This is a genomic window from Reyranella sp., from assembly GCF_965227665.1.
Taxonomy (GTDB): Bacteria; Pseudomonadota; Alphaproteobacteria; order Reyranellales; family Reyranellaceae; genus Reyranella.
On record NZ_OZ245767.1, the window covers coordinates 2,719,424 to 2,736,248 of the forward strand.

Below are 16,825 nucleotides of genomic sequence, written 5' to 3' on the forward strand. Positions count from 1 at the left end.
CCCATGACCGTGACCTATCGCGTCGGCGTCGACATCGGCGGCACCTTCACCGACATCGTGCTACTGGGTTCCGACGGCACCATCCACACCAAGAAGATCTCGTCGAGCGTCGGCAACTATGCCCAGGCGATCGTCGACGGCTTGAGCGAGGTCTTCCGCGAGACCGGGCTCGACGGCGGTGCCATCGAGGAGATCCGCCACGGCACCACCGTGGCCTCGAACGCGATCCTCGAGCACAAGGGCGCCAGGGTCGGGCTGATCACCACCAAGGGCTTCCGCGACGTGCTGGAGATCCGCACCCTGCGCATGCCCAAGCTCTACGATCTCGCCTGGACCAAGCCCGAGCCGCTGGTCGAGCGCTATCTGCGCAAGGTGGTCGACGAGCGGGTCGACCATGCCGGCCGCGTCGACCGGGCACTCGATCCGGCTGACGCCGAGCGCGCGGTCGATGAATTGCTGGCCGAAAAGGTTGAGGCGATCGCCATCTGCCTGCTCAACTCCTTCACCAATCCGGCGCACGAGCTGATGCTGCGCGACATCGTCGCCCGCAAGGCGCCTCACCTGCCGCTCAGCGTGTCCTGCGAGGTCTTGCCCGAGATCAAGGAATACGAGCGCACCTCGACCACGGTCATCAACGCCTATGTGATGCCGATCGTGGCGACCTACCTGCATGCGCTGCGTCGCGGCCTGGACAGTGCCGGTATTCCCGCGCGCCTGCTACTGATGCAGTCGAACGGCGGCCTCACCACCGACACCGCCGCCGCCGAGCGGCCGATGAACATCATCGAATCGGGTCCGGCCGGCGGCGTGGTCGGCGCGCAGGCCCTGGCCCGCGCCAAGAAGCTCGAGAAGATCATCACCTTCGACATGGGCGGCACGACAGCCAAGGCCTCGATGGTCGAGGACGGCGAGGTCGCCCGCGCCCAGGAATATGCCGTGGGCGCCGGCATCATGATCGGCTCGCGCCTGCTCACCGGCGCGGGCTACACGCTGAAGGTCCCGGCCATCGACTTGGCCGAAGTGGGTGCGGGCGGCGGCAGCCATGTCTGGATCGATCCCGGCGGCGCGCTGCAGGCGGGACCGGAGAGCGCCGGCGCCTTCCCCGGTCCGGTCTGCTACGACAAGGGCGGCGAAGCGCCGACCATCACCGATGCCAACGTCCTGCTGGGCTACATCAATCCCGGCCATCTGGTGGGCGGCGCGGTGAAGCTCAATGCCGACAAGGCGCGCGCCGTGTTCGAGCAGAAGATCGCCAAGCCCCTCGGCATGACCGTCGAGCGCGCGGCCTACGGCGCCCACCTGATCGCGGCGTCAAACATGATCCGCGCCATCAAGGCGGTGTCGACCGAGCGCGGCCGCGACCCGCGCGAATTCTCGCTGTTCGCCTTCGGCGGCAACGGCCCCCTGTTCGCGGCCGGCATGGCGGCGGCGCTGGGCATCGGCCGCGTGATCGTGCCGCCCTCGGCCGGCCTCTTCTCGTCCTTCGGCCTGCTCTATGCCGATGTCGAGCACCACTATGCGCGGACCTTCCGCCGCCTGCTGCGCCAGGCCGATCTGGGCGAGATCGACCGTGCCTGGACGGCGATGGCGGAGCAGGCCGACGGGCAACTTGCCGTCGAAGGCTTCACGGGCACAGGCGCCCGGCTGAAGCGCTCCGCGGCACTCCACTACAAGGGCCAGAGCTACGAGCTCACCGTGCCGGTGCCGGACGGGCTGATCGACGCCCGCATGGTAACGCATCTCGAGGAAGCCTTCGGCCGGGAGCACGAGCGCACTTACGGCCACCGGGCCGGTCCCGACGAACCGGTCGAGCTGGTTTCCATCCAGCTCGTGGGCGCGGGCCTGCGCGAGGGCAGCGGCGTGCCGCAAAACGTGCGTCCAAGCCGGGCCGAAGCAAAGGGCCAGGCTTCGCGCCGCGCCTGGTTCGGCGATGCGCATGGCTGGATGGAGACGCCGGTGGTGAGCCGCGCCGACCTCGCGACGCCGATGATCGGACCGCTGATCGTCGACGAATACGACACGACCTGCGTCGTCCCGCCCGGCGCGCGAGCCGAGCGCGACAGCGCAGGAAATATCGTGATGACGCTGGCGGCGGCGGTGACTTAGGTCGCCGCCATTTGCGGCAGCCACAGCGCAATCTGCGGCCAGATCGAGAGGACCACCAGCATCAGCAGCATGGTGATCACGAAGGGTGACGTGCCGATGATCACGTCGTCGATCCGGCCCTTCTTGCGCAGGCCCTGGACGACGTAGAGGTTGATGCCGACCGGCGGCGTGATCATGGCCAGCTCCATCAGGATGATGATCATGATGCCGAACCAGATCGGATCGTAGCCGGCCCCGATCATGACCGGCGCGATGATCGGCACTGTCGCCACCATCATCGACAACGTCTCCATGAACATGCCGAGCACGAAGTAGAAGAGCACCACGACGATCAGGAGCTGGACCTTCGAGAGGCCGAGACTGGTGATGAACCGGTTCACCTGGCCGGTGAGGCCGATCGAGGTGATGACGAAGTTGAGAAAGTAGGCCGCGAGCAGGATCGCCATGATCATGGCGGTCGTGCGCATCGTTCCCTCGAAGGCGTTGAGGAGCGTGCGAAAGGTCAGACGCCGATAGGCCGCTGCAATACCGATCGAAGCGATCACGCCCAGCGCCGCCGACTCGGTGGCCGTCGCCCAGCCGGCGTAGATGGAGCCGATCACGGCAAGAAAGATGACCAGGGGCGGGATCAGGTCGGGCAACGCGGCGATGCGCTGAGCCCAGCTCGTCGAGGTCGGTTTGCCGCCCAGTGCGGGACGGACGAGGCAGATCACGAGCACCGTCAGGCTGAACAGGGCGGCCAGCACGAGACCCGGAATGAAGCCGGCGAGGTAGAGCTTCGGGATCGAGGTTTCGGTCAGGACGCCATAGACGATCATGTTGATCGAGGGCGGGATCAGGATTCCCAGCGTCCCGCCGGCTGCGATGGTGCCGAGAAAGAGGCGCTCCGAATAACCGCGCTTCTCGACCTCGCCCAGTGCCACCGTGCCGATGGTCGCCGCCGTTGCCACGCTCGAACCCGAGGTCGCCGCGAACATCGCACAGGCGGCGATGTTGGAGTGCATGAGGCCGCCCGGCAGCCAGGGCACCCAGAGCACGAGGGCGTTGTACATGCGTTCCGCCATGCCGGACCGCAGCAGGATCTCGCCCAGCAGCACGAAGAAGGGAATGGCGACGAGCAGGAAGTTGTTCGACGTGCCCCAGGCAATCTCACCCATCGCCAGCGACAGCGGCAGCTTCGAATAGAGGCCCGACAGCGACAGGCCGAGAATGCCGAGACCGGCGGCGACGGGGATGGCCAGCGCGAGCAGGCCGATGAGGATGAGCAGCGTGACGATCAGCACGTCAATTTCTCCCCTCGCGAACCTGGCGATCCTTGAGGTCTCGGATCTCCTCCTCCACCTCCTCCTCGGCCGAGCGCGTGCTGATCAGCCGGGCCATGCCGTTCAGGTCGCCCGCGGCGCCCAGCCGGAGGGCCTGCACCAGCAGGATCAACGCCACAGCGACGAAGGCCACCAGTCCGGCGAGCCAGAGGAACTGCGGGATGATGGTGGGCGTCTCGAGGGCGGACTGGCTGCGCGATTCCGACGTCCAGGACTGAGCCATGACCCCGTACCCGTGCCACAGGGTCAGCGCAAAGAACCCCGTGAACAGCACCAACGCCACGAGATCGAGCGCCAACCGCAGCTTCTGCGGGAACAGGACATACAAGGAGTCGATGCGGATGTGGGCCCGATCGAGCAGGGCGGCGCCCAGCCCCCACGTCGTCCCGATCGCGAGCGAGTAACCGGCCAGCTCGTCGGCCCCGCCGATCGACAGCGCGAGGAACTTGCGCATCAGAACGTCGATGCCGATCAGCACCGCGGCCAGGAGAACCAGCGCGCCGCCGAACCACAGGCCCCACTGGGCGAAGCGCCGGACCCCAATCATGCCCACGCCGCCGCCGGTCAGGGCGTCGGTGCCTTGAGGTCGAGCGTCTTGCCGACGGTCTCGTTCCACTCCTTGGCGCAGGCCGCCCCGCAGCGCTTGGCCCAGCCGGCGAGGACTGCACCCTCGACCAGCTTCTTATGCGCGGCCATTTCCTCGGGCTTGACCGGAACGATGGTCGTCTTGGCGAGCTTGCCCATGGTGCAGGGCTGTACGCCGGTATTGCAGTTGTCGGCCTCGGCGGTCGTGGTCTCGATCGTCTTCCACATCTTGTCTTCGTAGGCCTTGAACTGCTCGGTCAGGAAAGCCTGCGTCTTGGGATCGAGCCGCTTCCACGTATCGAGATTGACGGCCAGCACGTTGATGCTCCAGCCCAGCGACATCGGGTAGATCGACTTGGTGACTTCGGCCCAGCCGGCGGTGTTGCCCGACAGGCTGCCGGTCACGCCGCAATCGACCACGCCATTGTTGAGCGCCGGCACGACCTCGGCGAAGGCCATGCTGACGGCGGTCCCGCCAACGCCACTCAGGAAGTCGCGCATCGTGTTGTTGAAGACACGGATCTTCTTGCCCTTGAGGCCCTCAAGGCCGGCCAGCACGTCGCGGCACCAGAAGACCTGGGGCGTGTTGCCACCGAAGGCCAGCAGCTTGGCATTCCAGTTCTTCTGCATCTGGCGGTCGATCACGGCGCGATAGGCATCGCAGGCCGCGCGCGCCTTGGCCGGCGTGAGCGTCAGCCCGGCGAGATCGCACGCCTCGAAGCGCGGGTCGTCGCCGGCCATCTTGGAGATGTCCATGGCGGCGAAGTCCATGACGCCGAGCTTAAGCAGCCGCAGCATCGTCTTGTCGTCGATGCCCATCTGGTCGAGCGGCGTGACGTCGACAGTGATCGCGCCCTTTGACGCCTCGGGGATCGTCTTGCGCCAGAACGGCAGCTCGTCGTGGATCGAGACGGGTGTCGGACTGTTGAGCCCGATCACCTTGAACTGGCTCTTCGGAAGGTCCTGCGCCGCGGCGACGGAGACGAAAGACGCAGCCACGGCGAGACCGGACAGCATACGACGGAACATGCGAACCCCCTGGATCGTCCCCGAATACCCGGGAACGATGCAGCAATTTGCATGCCACGCGTTGTTGTCAGAACCAGACCTTCAGGCCCACGAGCGCCCGAACGAGCGAGGTCGGTTCGCCGGTTGCCGCGACGAAGTTCGCGGTGTTGCCGGTGAACTGCTCGAAGGCGACGCCGATGTAGGGTGCCACCTCCTTCGTGATCTCGTAGCGCAGCCGCAGCCCCAGCTCGAACCGCGCGAGTCCGCTGCCGAGCTGGATGGCCGGATCGTCCTTCGAGGCAACCATCGCCTCGAGGTAGGGCGTGGCGATCAGCTTCTGCGACAGCAGCGCATCGTAGGACGCTTCGAGCCGGGCACTCACCACACCGGTCTGGCTGACACCGGCCACCAGATCGACATGGATGCCAAAGGGCGCCAGCCCTTCGACGCCCGCGAGGAAGCCCGAGCGCGTGACCCCCTCGTCGAACACCGTGAACTGCACACCCGCCTTGGCGTCCCAGAAATCAGAGATCAGCCGGCTGTAGAAGAAGCGGCTGTCGATGCCCCTGGTCCCGCCTTCATTGTCGATGTGGCCGTTGTCTCCGACGATGCCGGTATTGGCCAGCCGTAGCTTGTTGCGATCCTCGCCGATCCAGGCGGACGCCGCCCATTCGGTCGCCGGCGCGATCGAGGAGATACGCTTCTCCGCACGGGCGTCGAAGCGCCAGAACAGTTCCTGGTCGTCCATCGCCCGGGCAGGCGCGGCCGCGAGGAACAACGCCGCGGCGCTCAGCAGCCTAGTGATGGTGCTGGCCATGGCCACCTCCCGTCGCGGGCGCGGGTGCCGGAGCGGGCGCGGGTGTCGCTGGTCGCGCCGCCGGTCTCGAGGGTCGCGCCACCGGTTCATCCGCGGGCACGACGTCGTCGACCACCGGCACCGCCGAGGGCGCCACGACGAACTCGCGGAACATGCCGGTCATCATGTGATAGAGAAAATGACAGTGGAACGGCCAGCGGCCGGCCTCCGTCATGCGCACCGTGACGCTCACCGTGCGACCGGGCGGAACGATCACGACATGCTTGCGTGGCCGCTCTTCGCCCGCGCCGTTCTCCAGGTCCATCCAGAGTCCGTGCAGATGGATCGGATGGTTCATCATCGTCTCGTTGCGGAAGACCAGACGCACCGTCTCGCCCTGCGTGAAGTTCATCACCGGGTCCTCGGAGTATTTCCGGTCGTCGAACGACCAGAAGAACTTCTCCATGTTGCCGGTAAGTCGGATGTCGATCGTGCGATCGGGCGGTCGCAGGCGATACGAGCGGTCGGCCCGCCGCAGGTCGGCATAGGACAGCACCCTCGATCCGGCCGGCGCGTCGACCGGCGGCACGTGCACGAGGCCCGACAGATCGGACGATGCCGATGCAGCATGGCCCATCTTTGCGTGGTCCATCTTCGAGTGGTCCATGCCAGGCATGCCACCATGTCCCATGTCGGCCTCGCCGAGCAGCGCGGGCGGCCGTGGCACCGGCGCCGGTCCGCTCATGCCTTCGCGCGGCGCGAGCGTGCCGCGGGCAAAGCCGCGCCGGTCGATCGACTGCGCCTCGATCGTGTAGGCGCGGTCGTCCTTCGGCTCGACGATGACGTCGTAGGTCTCGCCGACACCGATCCTGAACTCGTCGATCTCGACAGGCTTCACGTCCTGGCCATCGGCCTGGACCACCTTCATGCGCAAACCCGGGATGCGCGTGTCGAAGATCGTCATCGCCGAGCCATTGACGAAGCGCAGCCGCACCTTTTCGCCTGGCCTGAACAGGCCGGTCCAGTTGTCGGTCGGACCACGGCCGTTCACCAGGAAGGTATAGCCCGTCACATCGGCGAGGTCGGTCGGGTCCATGCGCATCTCGCCCCACATCAGGCGGCTCGAGATGACGGCCTGCTTCTCCTCCGTGGTCCTGGCCGCGGCGAGGTCACGCAACAGGCCGGGCAAGGTGCGCTTGCGGTCGTTGAAGTAGCCTGGCTCCTGCTTCAGCTTGCGCAGGATGGCGCCCGCCGACATCGCGTGATGGTCGGAGAGCATCACGACATGGTCGCGCGCCGCTTGTTCGCGCTCGCCCTTCGCCGGAGCGATCACGATGGGCGCATACAGGCCCTCCTGCTCCTGTCCGCCGGAATGGCTGTGATACCAGTAGGTACCGGCCTGGCGGACCTTGAAGCGATAGGTGAAAGTCTCGCCGGGCCGGATGCCGCGAAAGCTCACCATCGGCACGCCGTCCATCTGGAACGGCAGCAGGATGCCGTGCCAGTGGATCGACGTGTCCTCTTTCAGGCGATTCGTGACGTTCACCGTCACCTCCTCGCCCTCGGTCCAGCGGAGCGTCGGACCGGCGATCTCGCCATTGATGGAAAACACGCGGCGCGTCTGGCCGTCGATCGCGACAGTCGTGCGATCGATGATCAGATCATAGGTGCCGGCGAGAGCCGGCGGCGCAGACAACCCGAAGGCCAGCAGCGCGAGGCCGACGAACGAACGTCGAATCGACATGGAAATCTCCCGAAACTGAAAGGAAGCGAAGGGGGCTTCGGTTCAGGCTCGGGGTGGCGGCGGCTCCCTCGCAGGCGCGAGACCGGTCAGGTTGCGGATTGCCGCGGTGCGATGCAGTTCGGTCATCGGACCGACGGCCGCCGGCGCGTCCGCGGGCAACAGGGCGAAAACGCCGCCCATGGCCGGGCAGCAATCGCCGGTGACGTGCTTGGTCGTGCCCGCCGAGGGGCAATCGTCCGGTGGCGGTGGCTTGTGCTCGCGGCAATCGGTCATGGCCGCGTGGTCCGCTCCGTGCTCCGTGGCCGCCTGGACCGGCACCGCGCGCGTTCCCAATGAGGGAACGGCGAAGGCGACCAGCGCGAGCAACCAGAGGAAAGAGCGAAGCCCGGTCATGTCAGCGACGCCGGCTGTCCAGCACTTCGAGGATCTCGTCGATCTTGATCTGCCGGTCCTTCTCCGAGCCGGCATGGAAGGCATGCGCTACGCAATGCTGCAGGTGATCGCCCAGCGTCTCCTGCTCGACCTTGTCGAGCGCGGCCCGCACCGCGCGGATCTGCGTCAGCACGTCGATGCAATACCGCTCCTCCTCGATCATGCGCGCCACGCCGCGCACCTGGCCCTCGATCCGGCTGAGGCGCGCGAGCTGCGACTTCTTGAGCTTTTCGTCCATCCTTGAACCATACCCCCGTAGGGTATAGGTAGCAAGCATGACCCATGCCTGCTGCCACGCCTCCCACGGCACCGCGCCCGCCGCCGATCCCGGCATCGCCATCGATCCCGTCTGCGGCATGAAGGTGAAGGTCGAGGGGGCGAAGAACACCACCGTTCACGGGGGGCAGACCTACTACTTCTGCAATCCGAAGTGCCTGCAGAAGTTCACGGCCGATCCCGCCCGGTATCTCAAGCCCGAGGACGCACCGCCCGCGGCGCCGGTCGCCCCCGGCACGATCTTCACCTGCCCGATGCATCCCGAGATCCGGCAGGTCGGCCCCGGAAGCTGCCCGATCTGCGGCATGGCGCTGGAACCCGCGGAGATCTCGCTCGACGACGGGCCGAACGAAGAGCTCCTGGATATGCAGCGGCGCCTGTGGATCGGCGGTGCGCTGGCCGTTCCGCTGGTGGCACTCGACATGGGCGGCCATCTGTTCGGCCTGCACGGCCTGCTGCCGCACGGCGTCATGCCATGGCTGCTGATGGCACTCGCGACACCGGTGGTCCTGTGGGCAGGCTGGCCGTTCTTCGTGCGCGGCTGGCAGTCGGTGCGGACCGGCCATCTCAACATGTTCACGCTGATCGCGCTCGGCACCGGCGTCGCCTGGATCTACAGCGTCGTGGCGACCCTGGCGCCCGGCCTGTTCCCCTCGGCTGTGCGCGCCCCTGACGGGACGGTATCGGTCTATTTCGAACCGGCCGCTGTGATCGTCGTGCTGGTGCTGGTGGGACAGGTGCTCGAGCTGCGCGCGCGCGATGCGACCGGCGGCGCCATCAAGGCCCTGCTGGGACTGGCGCCCCGTACGGCATTGCGGATTGATGAACTCGGCAACGATGCCGAGGTGGCGATCGACCGGATCGCAGTGGGCGACCGGCTGCGCGTTCGCCCGGGCGAAAAAGTACCGGTCGATGGCACGGTCATCGAAGGGACGGGGTCGGTCGACGAATCGAGCATAACGGGCGAGCCCATGCCGGTCTCGAAGGCGATCGGCGCCAGGATCATCGGCGGCACGGTCAACGCCAGCGGCACCTTCGTCATGAAGGCCGAACTGGTCGGCAGCGACACGATGCTGTCGCGCATCGTCAAGATGGTGGCCGAGGCACAGCGCAGCCGCGCGCCGATCCAGCGCCTGGCCGACATCGTCGCAGGCTGGTTCGTGCCGACGGTGATCGCGGTCTCGGTGATCGCGTTCGCCGCCTGGTCGATCTGGGGCCCGGCGCCGGCCTTCTCCTATGCGCTGGTGGCGGCGGTCTCCGTCCTGATCATCGCCTGCCCCTGCGCGTTGGGCTTGGCCACGCCCATGTCGATCATGGTCGGCGTCGGCCGAGGCGCGGCCGCCGGCATCCTGATCCGCAACGCAGAGGCACTGGAGCGGCTGGAGAAGGTCGATACCCTGGTGATCGACAAGACTGGCACCTTGACGCTGGGCAAGCCGACCCTTGCCACGGTGGAGTCGCTCGGGACCGTGTCGGAAGACGAAATCCTGCGCCTGGCCGCCAGCCTCGAGCGCGGCAGCGAACATCCCATTGCGACCGCGATCCTGGCCGGCGCCCGGGTGCGCGGGCTGGAGGTATCCGAAGTCGAAGGGTTTGCCTCGCCCGCCGGCAAGGGCGTGTCGGGTACAGTCGGTAGCCGGCGTCTGTTGCTGGGCAACGCCGCCTTCCTGCGCGAAGCCGGTATCGATAGTGCCACCGCCGACGCGAAAGCCGATGCACTGCGCCAGGACGGAGCCACGGTCGTGCTCCTGGCTGTCGACGGCAGGGCCGAGGGGCTCCTTTCAGTGAGCGATCCGGTCAAGGAGACCACGCCGGAAGCCCTGAAGCACCTGCGCGAGGCCGGCCTGCACATCGTGATGCTGACCGGCGACAACCGGCGCACTGCCGCCTCGGTCGCCGCCCGGCTGGGCATCGATTTCGTCGAGGCCGAGGTGCTGCCGGAGGACAAGGCGCGGATCGTCCAGCGCCTCAAAGCGGAGGGCCGCGTGGTCGCCATGGCCGGAGACGGCATCAACGACGCGCCCGCCCTGGCCGCCGCCGATGTCGGCATCGCCATGGGCACCGGCACCGACATCGCCATCGAGAGTGCCGGCATCACCCTGGTGAAGGGCGACCTGCTGGGGATCGCCCGCGCCCGCCGCCTCTCGCAGGCAACCATGGCCAACATCCGCCAGAACCTGTTCTTTGCGTTCGTCTACAACGCCGCCGGCGTACCGGTTGCAGCAGGCGTTCTCTATCCGCTGCTCGGAATTACCCTCAGTCCCGTGTTCGCTGCCGCGGCCATGGCCTTGAGTTCGGTCAGTGTCATCGGAAATGCACTCCGACTGCGACGCCTGCGGATCTAACTTTCTGCGACATTTCGGGCCGGTGGTGTCGCTTTGCGCTTGATCCGCGGGCGGCCCCGCCGGAAATTGACCGGACCATGCGCCTGATCCATCGATCGCACCGCGCCGCCAACGCCGTCCGGACCGTGTCTCCGAGCGGCGAGCTGTTCGTTGCGTCGATCGTGATCTGCATGATCCTCTCCTCGTTCGGCGATGCGGTCGATCCGACCTGGTTCGGCGAGGCAGGCCTGGAGTTCGCCTTCTTCGATCTTGGCGGCGAGTTCTCGGTCCTGGCGATGCGCCACTGGCATCTGCTCGAGCTGCTGCTGGCCGGCAGCGTGATGGCCGCAGGGATCATGGTCCTGCGCATCGTGGTAGGCGCCTTCTTCCGGCCGCTCGATCCCGCCGATACCGGCGGCGTAGAGAAGGTGCCGATCAAGCTCTGACGACTGACTGAAACGGCCTCGACCGCCCTTCCCGGGAAGCGCGCGGCTTGGGCAAACATTCAATCGTTGTTGGAGACTTTCATGGAACTCGAACTGTTTTCGGGCGCATTCTTTTCCGCGCTTCTTGCCATCATCCTGATCGACCTCGTTCTGGCGGGCGACAACGCCCTCATCATCGGCCTGGTCGCACGCAATCTTCCCAAGGAGAGCCAGAACAAGGTCATCTTCTGGGGCACCTTCGGCGCCATCGCCATCCGCGCCCTGATGGCCGTTCTCGTCGTCTACATCCTGGCCGTCCCAGGCTTCATGCTGGTCGGCGGCCTCGCGCTGGTCTGGATTGCTCGCAAGCTGCTGACGCCCCAGGAGAATGCCGAGGAGAACCACCTCGTCAAAGCACCCGCAGCCAGTTTCGCCGCGGCGGTGCGCACGATCGTCATCGCCGATGCGGTGATGGGCATCGACAACGTGCTGGCCATCGGCGGCGCCTCGCACGGCTCGATCCTGCTGATCCTGCTGGGCCTCGCGATCAGCGTGCCGATCATCGTCTGGGGCAGCCAGCTCGTCATCAAGCTGGTCGACCGCTATCCGTCGGTCATCCTGGTGGGCGGCGCGGTGCTGTGCTGGACCGCCTACGGCATGATCACCCGCGAGCCGATGCTGGTGTCTTGGTTCGAGGCCCATCCGGCCGCCAAGCTGATCCTGGCCGTACTGGCCTTCTCGATCGCGCTGGCGCCCTGGTACAATGAGCGCCTCAGCGACCAGATGAAGCCGCTGACCCTGCTCCTGCCGGCGATCCTGATCTGGATGCTGGGCTTCGAAGTCGCCGCCAGCGTCTGGAAGGTCCAGGCCGACTATCTGATGGCCACCACCCAGGGCGAGTACCTGATGGAAGGCGTGCGCTGGATCGGCTGGCTGCCGTTCGCCGCGCTCCTCCTGTGGGTGCGCGAGCGGCTGGTCCTGCGCCGTGTGGGCGTCGCGCGCAGCTGACGGGCGGCCAACAATGAAAACCGGCGCCGTCTCGCGACGGCGCCGGTCATTGGCTTTTCAGGCTGAACCGATTACTCGGCGGCGGCCTCGACGACTTCGCCGGTGGTGATCTTGTTCAGGTCGGCGCCCCATAGCTTGCGGGTCGCCTTGAAGCGCGACATCAGGAATTCGCCCGACTGCACCGGCTCGTATTTCACTTCGGCATCGGGCACGCCGAGATCGCGCGGGTCCACCGTGGTCCGGAAGTTGGGATTGCAGAACAGCGGCATGGAATAGCGCGACATGTCGCGCAGGTGGACGACGCGATGGACGGTCGCCTGGAAGCGCCCGTTGGTCCACCGCTTCATCAGCTCGCCGATGTTGATGACGTAGCTGCCGCGCAGCGGCGTCGCCGAAATCCACTGGCCGTCCTTACCCATGACCTCGAGGCCGCCCAGGCTGTCCTGCCAGAGGATGGTGACGATGCCGTGGTCGGTATGCGGCCCGGAGGCCTGGTCGGAGACGTGCAGGCCGGCGTTGCCGAGGTAGTGGTTGATCACCATGTCGGCGACCGGCTTGGTGAAATGCCGGGTGAAGAAATCCTCGGGCTTGCCGAGATAGAGCGCGAAGCCTTCGAGAATCTTCATGCCGAGATGGTAGGTCGCCATGTAGTAGGGCTCGATGGCCTCGCGGAACCCGGGCAGGTCGGGCCACAGGTTCGGCGCGTAGAACGGCGTGCCGGCCTTCACCTCGGGATCGTCCTCCGTCACCGGGAAACCAAGGTCGAAGCTGTCCTTGGCGTTGGTCTTGCCGTTGCGGTGGACGCTGTCCCAGATGTCGCGATAGCCGCGGTTGTTGCTGTTGGCCTTGATCTTGAGCTTCTCCGCCTCGGGCAGGGCGAAGAAACGGTCGGCCGCCGCGACCGCGCGGTCGATCGTCTCGACCGGCACATTATGGTTCACGACATAGAAGAAGCCGATGTCGTCGCAGGCGGCGCCGATCTTGGCAGCCACAGCCTTGCGCGCGGCCGGGTCGTCCGAGTAGAGACCGCCGAGATCGATCACCGGGATGCTGGCCGGCATCGCCTGGGTTTGCGCCGAAAGACCTGCCGCCATAACCGCCTCCACCTTCCGAGAAACTATCCGCGTCGCTGCTCGCCGGCCGCGCGCCAGTCCAGCCTTTTTCCCAGCGCGTGCACGGACGAATATATCAGGAACGACAGGGCCGTCGCGATCAGCGCGACCGCATAGACCTTGTCGCCCCGATAGTTCTGCATGGCGTGATTGATGACGTAGCCCAGGCCGGTCGAGGAAATCATCCACTCCGCCGCAATGGCCACGATGATCGATCCGCTGCCGGTGATCTCCTGGGCCGCCACGATGGATGGCACCGCATAGGGCAAACGCACCTGGCTGAAGGTCTGCCACCAGCTCGCATTCAGGATGCGCATGCGGTCGAGTTGGACCTCGTCGGCGGCGCGCAGCCCGGCCATGGTGTTGACCAGGACGGGGAAGAAACCCGCTAGGGCGACGATCGAAGTCTTGCTCAGGATCGAATCGCCGAAGGCCAGCATCAGCACCGAGATCAGCGCGATGTAGGGCACATTGCGGAGGGTGATCGCAGCCGGCATCAGCATGTGCCGCGTGGGCGGCAGCAGATCGAACAGCACCGCCAGGCCGATCCCCGCCACGTTGGCCCACAGGAAACCGATGCCGGCCACCTGAAGCGTCGCAAGCAGATGCTCGAAGATGAAGGCGCGGTCCTGCCACAGGACCTCGAGCACACGCTCGGGCAGCGGGATCACGAAGGCCGGCAGGCCGGAAAACCAGATCGCGAGATACCAGAGCAGGATCACCGAAACGACCGGCGTGGCCACCCGCACCGCCCAGGTGAGCGCGCGCCGCGTCAATCTTCCGGCCAGACCCGGCCGGTCGTCGGTTGCGGGCAGGGCGACGTCGGCGGGCATCACGCCACCGCCCGGTGCATCAGCAGGCCGCGGACATGGGCCGTCAGGGCAACGAAGCGCGGATCCTGCCGGAACGACGGATCACGCGGGCGCGGCACCGGCACCGGGACAACCTCGAGCACGCGCCCGGGCGCCGGCGAGAAGACCAGGAGACGGTCGGCCAGCATGACCGCCTCGTCGATGTGATGGGTGACGAACAGCACGGTCTTGGGCCGCACACTGAGCTCGCGGTCGAACCACTCGCCGATCTCCTCGCGCTTCATCTCGTCGAGGGCGGCGAAGGGCTCGTCCATCAGCAGCACGGCGGGATCGTGCGCCATGGCGCTGGCGATGTTGACCCGCTGCAGCATGCCGCCGGACAGTTCGCGCGCGCGCTTGTTCTCGTGGCCGCCCAGGCCGAATTCGGCCAGCACCTTGGCCGGGTCGAAGCCGACGCGGCCGGCGATCTTCTGTGTGAAGCGCACGTCATCGATGGCGCGCTTCCACGGCAGCACGGCGGGACGCTGGGAAACGAGGCCGAGCTGGCGCTTGCGCCGCGCCTCGGCCGCGGACAGGTCGCCGATGCGCACCTCGCCGCTCGACGGGTCCTGCAGGTCGGCCACGATGCGCAGCAACGTGGTCTTGCCGCAGCCCGACGGGCCGACGAGGGCGATGAACTCGCCGGCGGCGATCTCCAGGTCGACCGGACGCAGCGCCCAGGTGTCGCCGAAACGCCGCGAGACGTTCCGAATGGAGATCGGCGCGGCCATTATTTCTTGGGCAGGAAGGCGTCGGTCATGACCTCGGCCACCGGGATCGCCCGCGGGATCTGCTCACCGTCCTTGAGGAATTCCACCATCTGCTCCCAGGTCGCGGGATTCATCCAGAGCAGGCCGTTCTTCTTCGTGTCCTCGCTCTCGAACAGCGGATTCTGCAGCTTGAAGCGCCAGGCGAGCTTCTTCGCGTCCTCGATCTGCCCCGGGAACTTGGCGAGGATCTCGACCGATTCGTCGGGATGATCGATCACGTACTGCATGCCGCGCTGCACCGCCTTGAGATAGCGCCGCACCAGCTCCGGATTCTTCTTCAGCGTATCGCCCGAGGTGAAGATCACGTCGGTGTAGGTGGGCACACCCCATTCGGCGAGCCGCAGTGCCCGCCAGCTCTTGCCCTTGACCGTGGCCGGCGCATCCGGCTTCGCGGCCTCGGTCTCGATCTGGAAGGTCTGGTTGATCACCCAACCCGAGAAATAGTCGATCTGGCCGGCCATCAGCGGTTCGACCGTTGCCTTGACGAAGGTGATCTTCACCTTCGACAGGTCGATATTGTTCTTCTTGGCGAAGGCCTTGAAGACGAACTCCGTCTCGGCCTGCACGCCCACGGTCTTGCCTTCGAGATCCTTGGGTTTCGACGGCGGAGCGTCGGCCTCGGTGATGCTGATGTAGGACGACGGCGCCTGCTGGAAGAGCGTGCCGATCGCCACGACGTCGACAGGATCGCGCGCGGCCCGCGCCGAGATGATCTGCATGCCCTGGGTGGCCAGCCCGAACTGCGCCTGGCCGACGGCGACGATGGGGATCGGGTTCTTGCCCGGGCCGCCGTCGACCGTCTTGTGGTCGATGCCCTCTTCCTTGAAGAAGCCCTTGGCCTCGGCGACCATGATCGGCGCGTACTCGCCGATACGCAGCCATCCCAGCTGGGTGACCGCGCTCATCTGTTGCGCCTCGGCAACCGAAGCCAGGCCAGCGAGGCCGGCCGCGACGATGGAAAGACGGATGCCCGACCGGCGGCTGATAATCTTCATGACTGTGTTACCCCAGACCCCATACTGCCGGTAAATCCCGCACCGCGCGCAGTGCAAATGTCATGCCTGCCGGAGTCCCGGCGCAACGATGCGGCCGGCATTCCGATCCTCGAACGGGCGCTCCTCGGCTCCGGCTTCACCGTACCCCGGCTGTCGTTACACGCTGAGCTCGGCCCCGGTCAGCCGCCGGTAGGCCTCGAGGTACCGCTTGCTGGTCGCCTCGACGACCTCCGCCGGCAGCCGGGGCGCGGGGGCCTCGCCGTTCCAGCGGCCCGCATGGCGCTCGACATCGAGCCAGTCGCGCAGCGGCTGCTTGTCGAAGCTGGGCTGCGGCCGCCCCTCGGCGTAGCCGTCGAGCGGCCAGAAGCGCGAGGAATCCGGCGTCATCACTTCGTCGATCAGCAGGATCTTGCCATCGGCGGTGCGGCCGAACTCGAACTTGGTGTCGGCGATGATGATGCCCTGCTTGAGGGCGACGTCGCGGCCGCGGGTGTAGACGAGGCGGGTCAGGCGTTCGAGTTCGGCGGTGACCTCGGCGCCCAGCACCTTCTTCATCTCGGCGACGGTGATGTTCTCGTCATGGCCGCTCTCGGCCTTGGTCGCCGGGCTGAAGATCGGCGGATCGAGACGGCCGCTCTCCTTCAGGCCCTTGGGCAGGGTTTCGCCGGCCAGGGTGCCCGCCTTGGCATATTCGCGCCAGGCCGAGCCGGTGATGTAGCCGCGGACCACGCATTCGATCGGGAACACCGTGCCGCGCCGGCAGAGCATCGCGCGGCCGGCGATTTCGGCACGATGGCCCTTCAGCGCGGGCACCGCGGCGGCGATCTCGTCGGCGTCGGCCGAGATCATGTGATGATCGACGAGGTCGCCCAGCTGACGAAACCACCAGGCGCTGACCTGGGTGAGCACGGCGCCCTTCTGCGGGATGGGCTCGGCCATCACAACGTCGTAGGCGCTCACCCTATCGGTCGCGACCAGCAGCAGCCGGTCTGCATCCACCGCATAGACATCGCGCACCTTGCCGCGCGCGATCCTCTCGAGCGGCAGGTCGCTCACCGTCATCAGCATCAT

16 protein-coding genes are annotated in these 16,825 nt (G+C 66.7%); 4 read left to right on the plus strand and 12 right to left on the minus strand.

All coding sequences use genetic code 11. The annotated features are described in order from the left end of the window. Positions 1-3: 3 nt before the first annotated feature. The gene (locus ACO07I_RS13135) at positions 4-2,106 is read left to right on the plus strand and encodes a hydantoinase/oxoprolinase family protein (RefSeq protein WP_422017986.1); all 2,103 of its coding nucleotides are present in this window, start codon (positions 4-6) and stop codon (positions 2,104-2,106) included. Here ACO07I_RS13135 and ACO07I_RS13140 read toward each other — a convergent pair. From ACO07I_RS13140 to ACO07I_RS13170, 7 genes are all read right to left on the minus strand, one after another. After that, on the minus strand, positions 2,103-3,389 hold the full coding sequence (locus ACO07I_RS13140; protein WP_422017988.1) for a TRAP transporter large permease: 1,287 nt from the start codon (positions 3,387-3,389) through the stop codon (positions 2,103-2,105). The genes ACO07I_RS13135 and ACO07I_RS13140 overlap by 4 nt on opposite strands. Position 3,390: 1 nt before the next feature. Next, positions 3,391-3,975: a TRAP transporter small permease subunit gene (locus tag ACO07I_RS13145; protein WP_422017990.1), complete on the minus strand. Its 585-nt coding sequence runs from the start codon at positions 3,973-3,975 to the stop codon at positions 3,391-3,393. A 17-nt stretch (positions 3,976-3,992) separates the two neighbouring features. Beyond that, on the minus strand, positions 3,993-5,042 hold the full coding sequence (locus tag ACO07I_RS13150) for a TRAP transporter substrate-binding protein (protein ID WP_422017992.1): 1,050 nt from the start codon (positions 5,040-5,042) through the stop codon (positions 3,993-3,995). Between the two features lie 67 nt (positions 5,043-5,109). Then, entirely contained in the window at positions 5,110-5,838 is a 729-nt protein-coding gene (locus tag ACO07I_RS13155; RefSeq protein ID WP_422017994.1) for a copper resistance protein B, read from the minus strand. Next, complete coding sequence (locus tag ACO07I_RS13160) at positions 5,819-7,561, minus strand: copper resistance system multicopper oxidase (protein WP_422017996.1); 1,743 nt, start codon at positions 7,559-7,561, stop codon at positions 5,819-5,821. The genes ACO07I_RS13155 and ACO07I_RS13160 overlap by 20 nt, the downstream gene beginning before the upstream one ends. Positions 7,562-7,603: 42 nt before the next feature. Beyond that, positions 7,604-7,954 carry a hypothetical protein gene (locus ACO07I_RS13165; protein ID WP_422017998.1) on the minus strand — a complete coding sequence of 117 codons (351 nt, stop codon included), beginning with the start codon at positions 7,952-7,954 and terminating at the stop codon, positions 7,604-7,606. 1 nt (position 7,955) lies between these two features. After that, the gene (locus tag ACO07I_RS13170; RefSeq protein WP_422018000.1) at positions 7,956-8,231 is read right to left on the minus strand and encodes a metal-sensitive transcriptional regulator; all 276 of its coding nucleotides are present in this window, start codon (positions 8,229-8,231) and stop codon (positions 7,956-7,958) included. 37 nt (positions 8,232-8,268) lie between these two features. Between ACO07I_RS13170 and ACO07I_RS13175 the strand changes: the two genes are divergently transcribed. From ACO07I_RS13175 to ACO07I_RS13185, 3 genes are all read left to right on the plus strand, one after another. Further along, positions 8,269-10,614, plus strand: coding sequence for a heavy metal translocating P-type ATPase (locus ACO07I_RS13175; protein WP_422018002.1), 2,346 nt, complete (start codon positions 8,269-8,271; stop codon positions 10,612-10,614). Between the two features lie 77 nt (positions 10,615-10,691). Then, entirely contained in the window at positions 10,692-11,039 is a 348-nt protein-coding gene (locus ACO07I_RS13180) for a hypothetical protein (RefSeq protein WP_422018004.1), read from the plus strand. Positions 11,040-11,120: 81 nt separating this feature from the next. After that, entirely contained in the window at positions 11,121-12,026 is a 906-nt protein-coding gene (locus ACO07I_RS13185; RefSeq protein ID WP_422018006.1) for a TerC family protein, read from the plus strand. Between the two features lie 71 nt (positions 12,027-12,097). On the opposite strand, the gene ACO07I_RS13190 is transcribed toward ACO07I_RS13185, so the two are convergent. The 5 genes from ACO07I_RS13190 to ACO07I_RS13210 form a co-directional block, all read right to left on the minus strand. Next, positions 12,098-13,120, minus strand: coding sequence for an isopenicillin N synthase family dioxygenase (locus ACO07I_RS13190; protein ID WP_422018008.1), 1,023 nt, complete (start codon positions 13,118-13,120; stop codon positions 12,098-12,100). Positions 13,121-13,143: 23 nt separating this feature from the next. Beyond that, complete coding sequence (locus ACO07I_RS13195; RefSeq protein WP_422018010.1) at positions 13,144-13,971, minus strand: ABC transporter permease; 828 nt, start codon at positions 13,969-13,971, stop codon at positions 13,144-13,146. Next, complete coding sequence (locus ACO07I_RS13200) at positions 13,971-14,720, minus strand: ABC transporter ATP-binding protein (RefSeq protein ID WP_422018012.1); 750 nt, start codon at positions 14,718-14,720, stop codon at positions 13,971-13,973. The genes ACO07I_RS13195 and ACO07I_RS13200 overlap by 1 nt, the downstream gene beginning before the upstream one ends. After that, on the minus strand, positions 14,720-15,754 hold the full coding sequence (locus tag ACO07I_RS13205) for an ABC transporter substrate-binding protein (RefSeq protein WP_422018014.1): 1,035 nt from the start codon (positions 15,752-15,754) through the stop codon (positions 14,720-14,722). The genes ACO07I_RS13200 and ACO07I_RS13205 overlap by 1 nt, the downstream gene beginning before the upstream one ends. Positions 15,755-15,910: 156 nt before the next feature. After that, positions 15,911-16,825, minus strand: coding sequence for a phosphoribosylaminoimidazolesuccinocarboxamide synthase (locus tag ACO07I_RS13210; protein ID WP_422018016.1), 915 nt, complete (start codon positions 16,823-16,825; stop codon positions 15,911-15,913).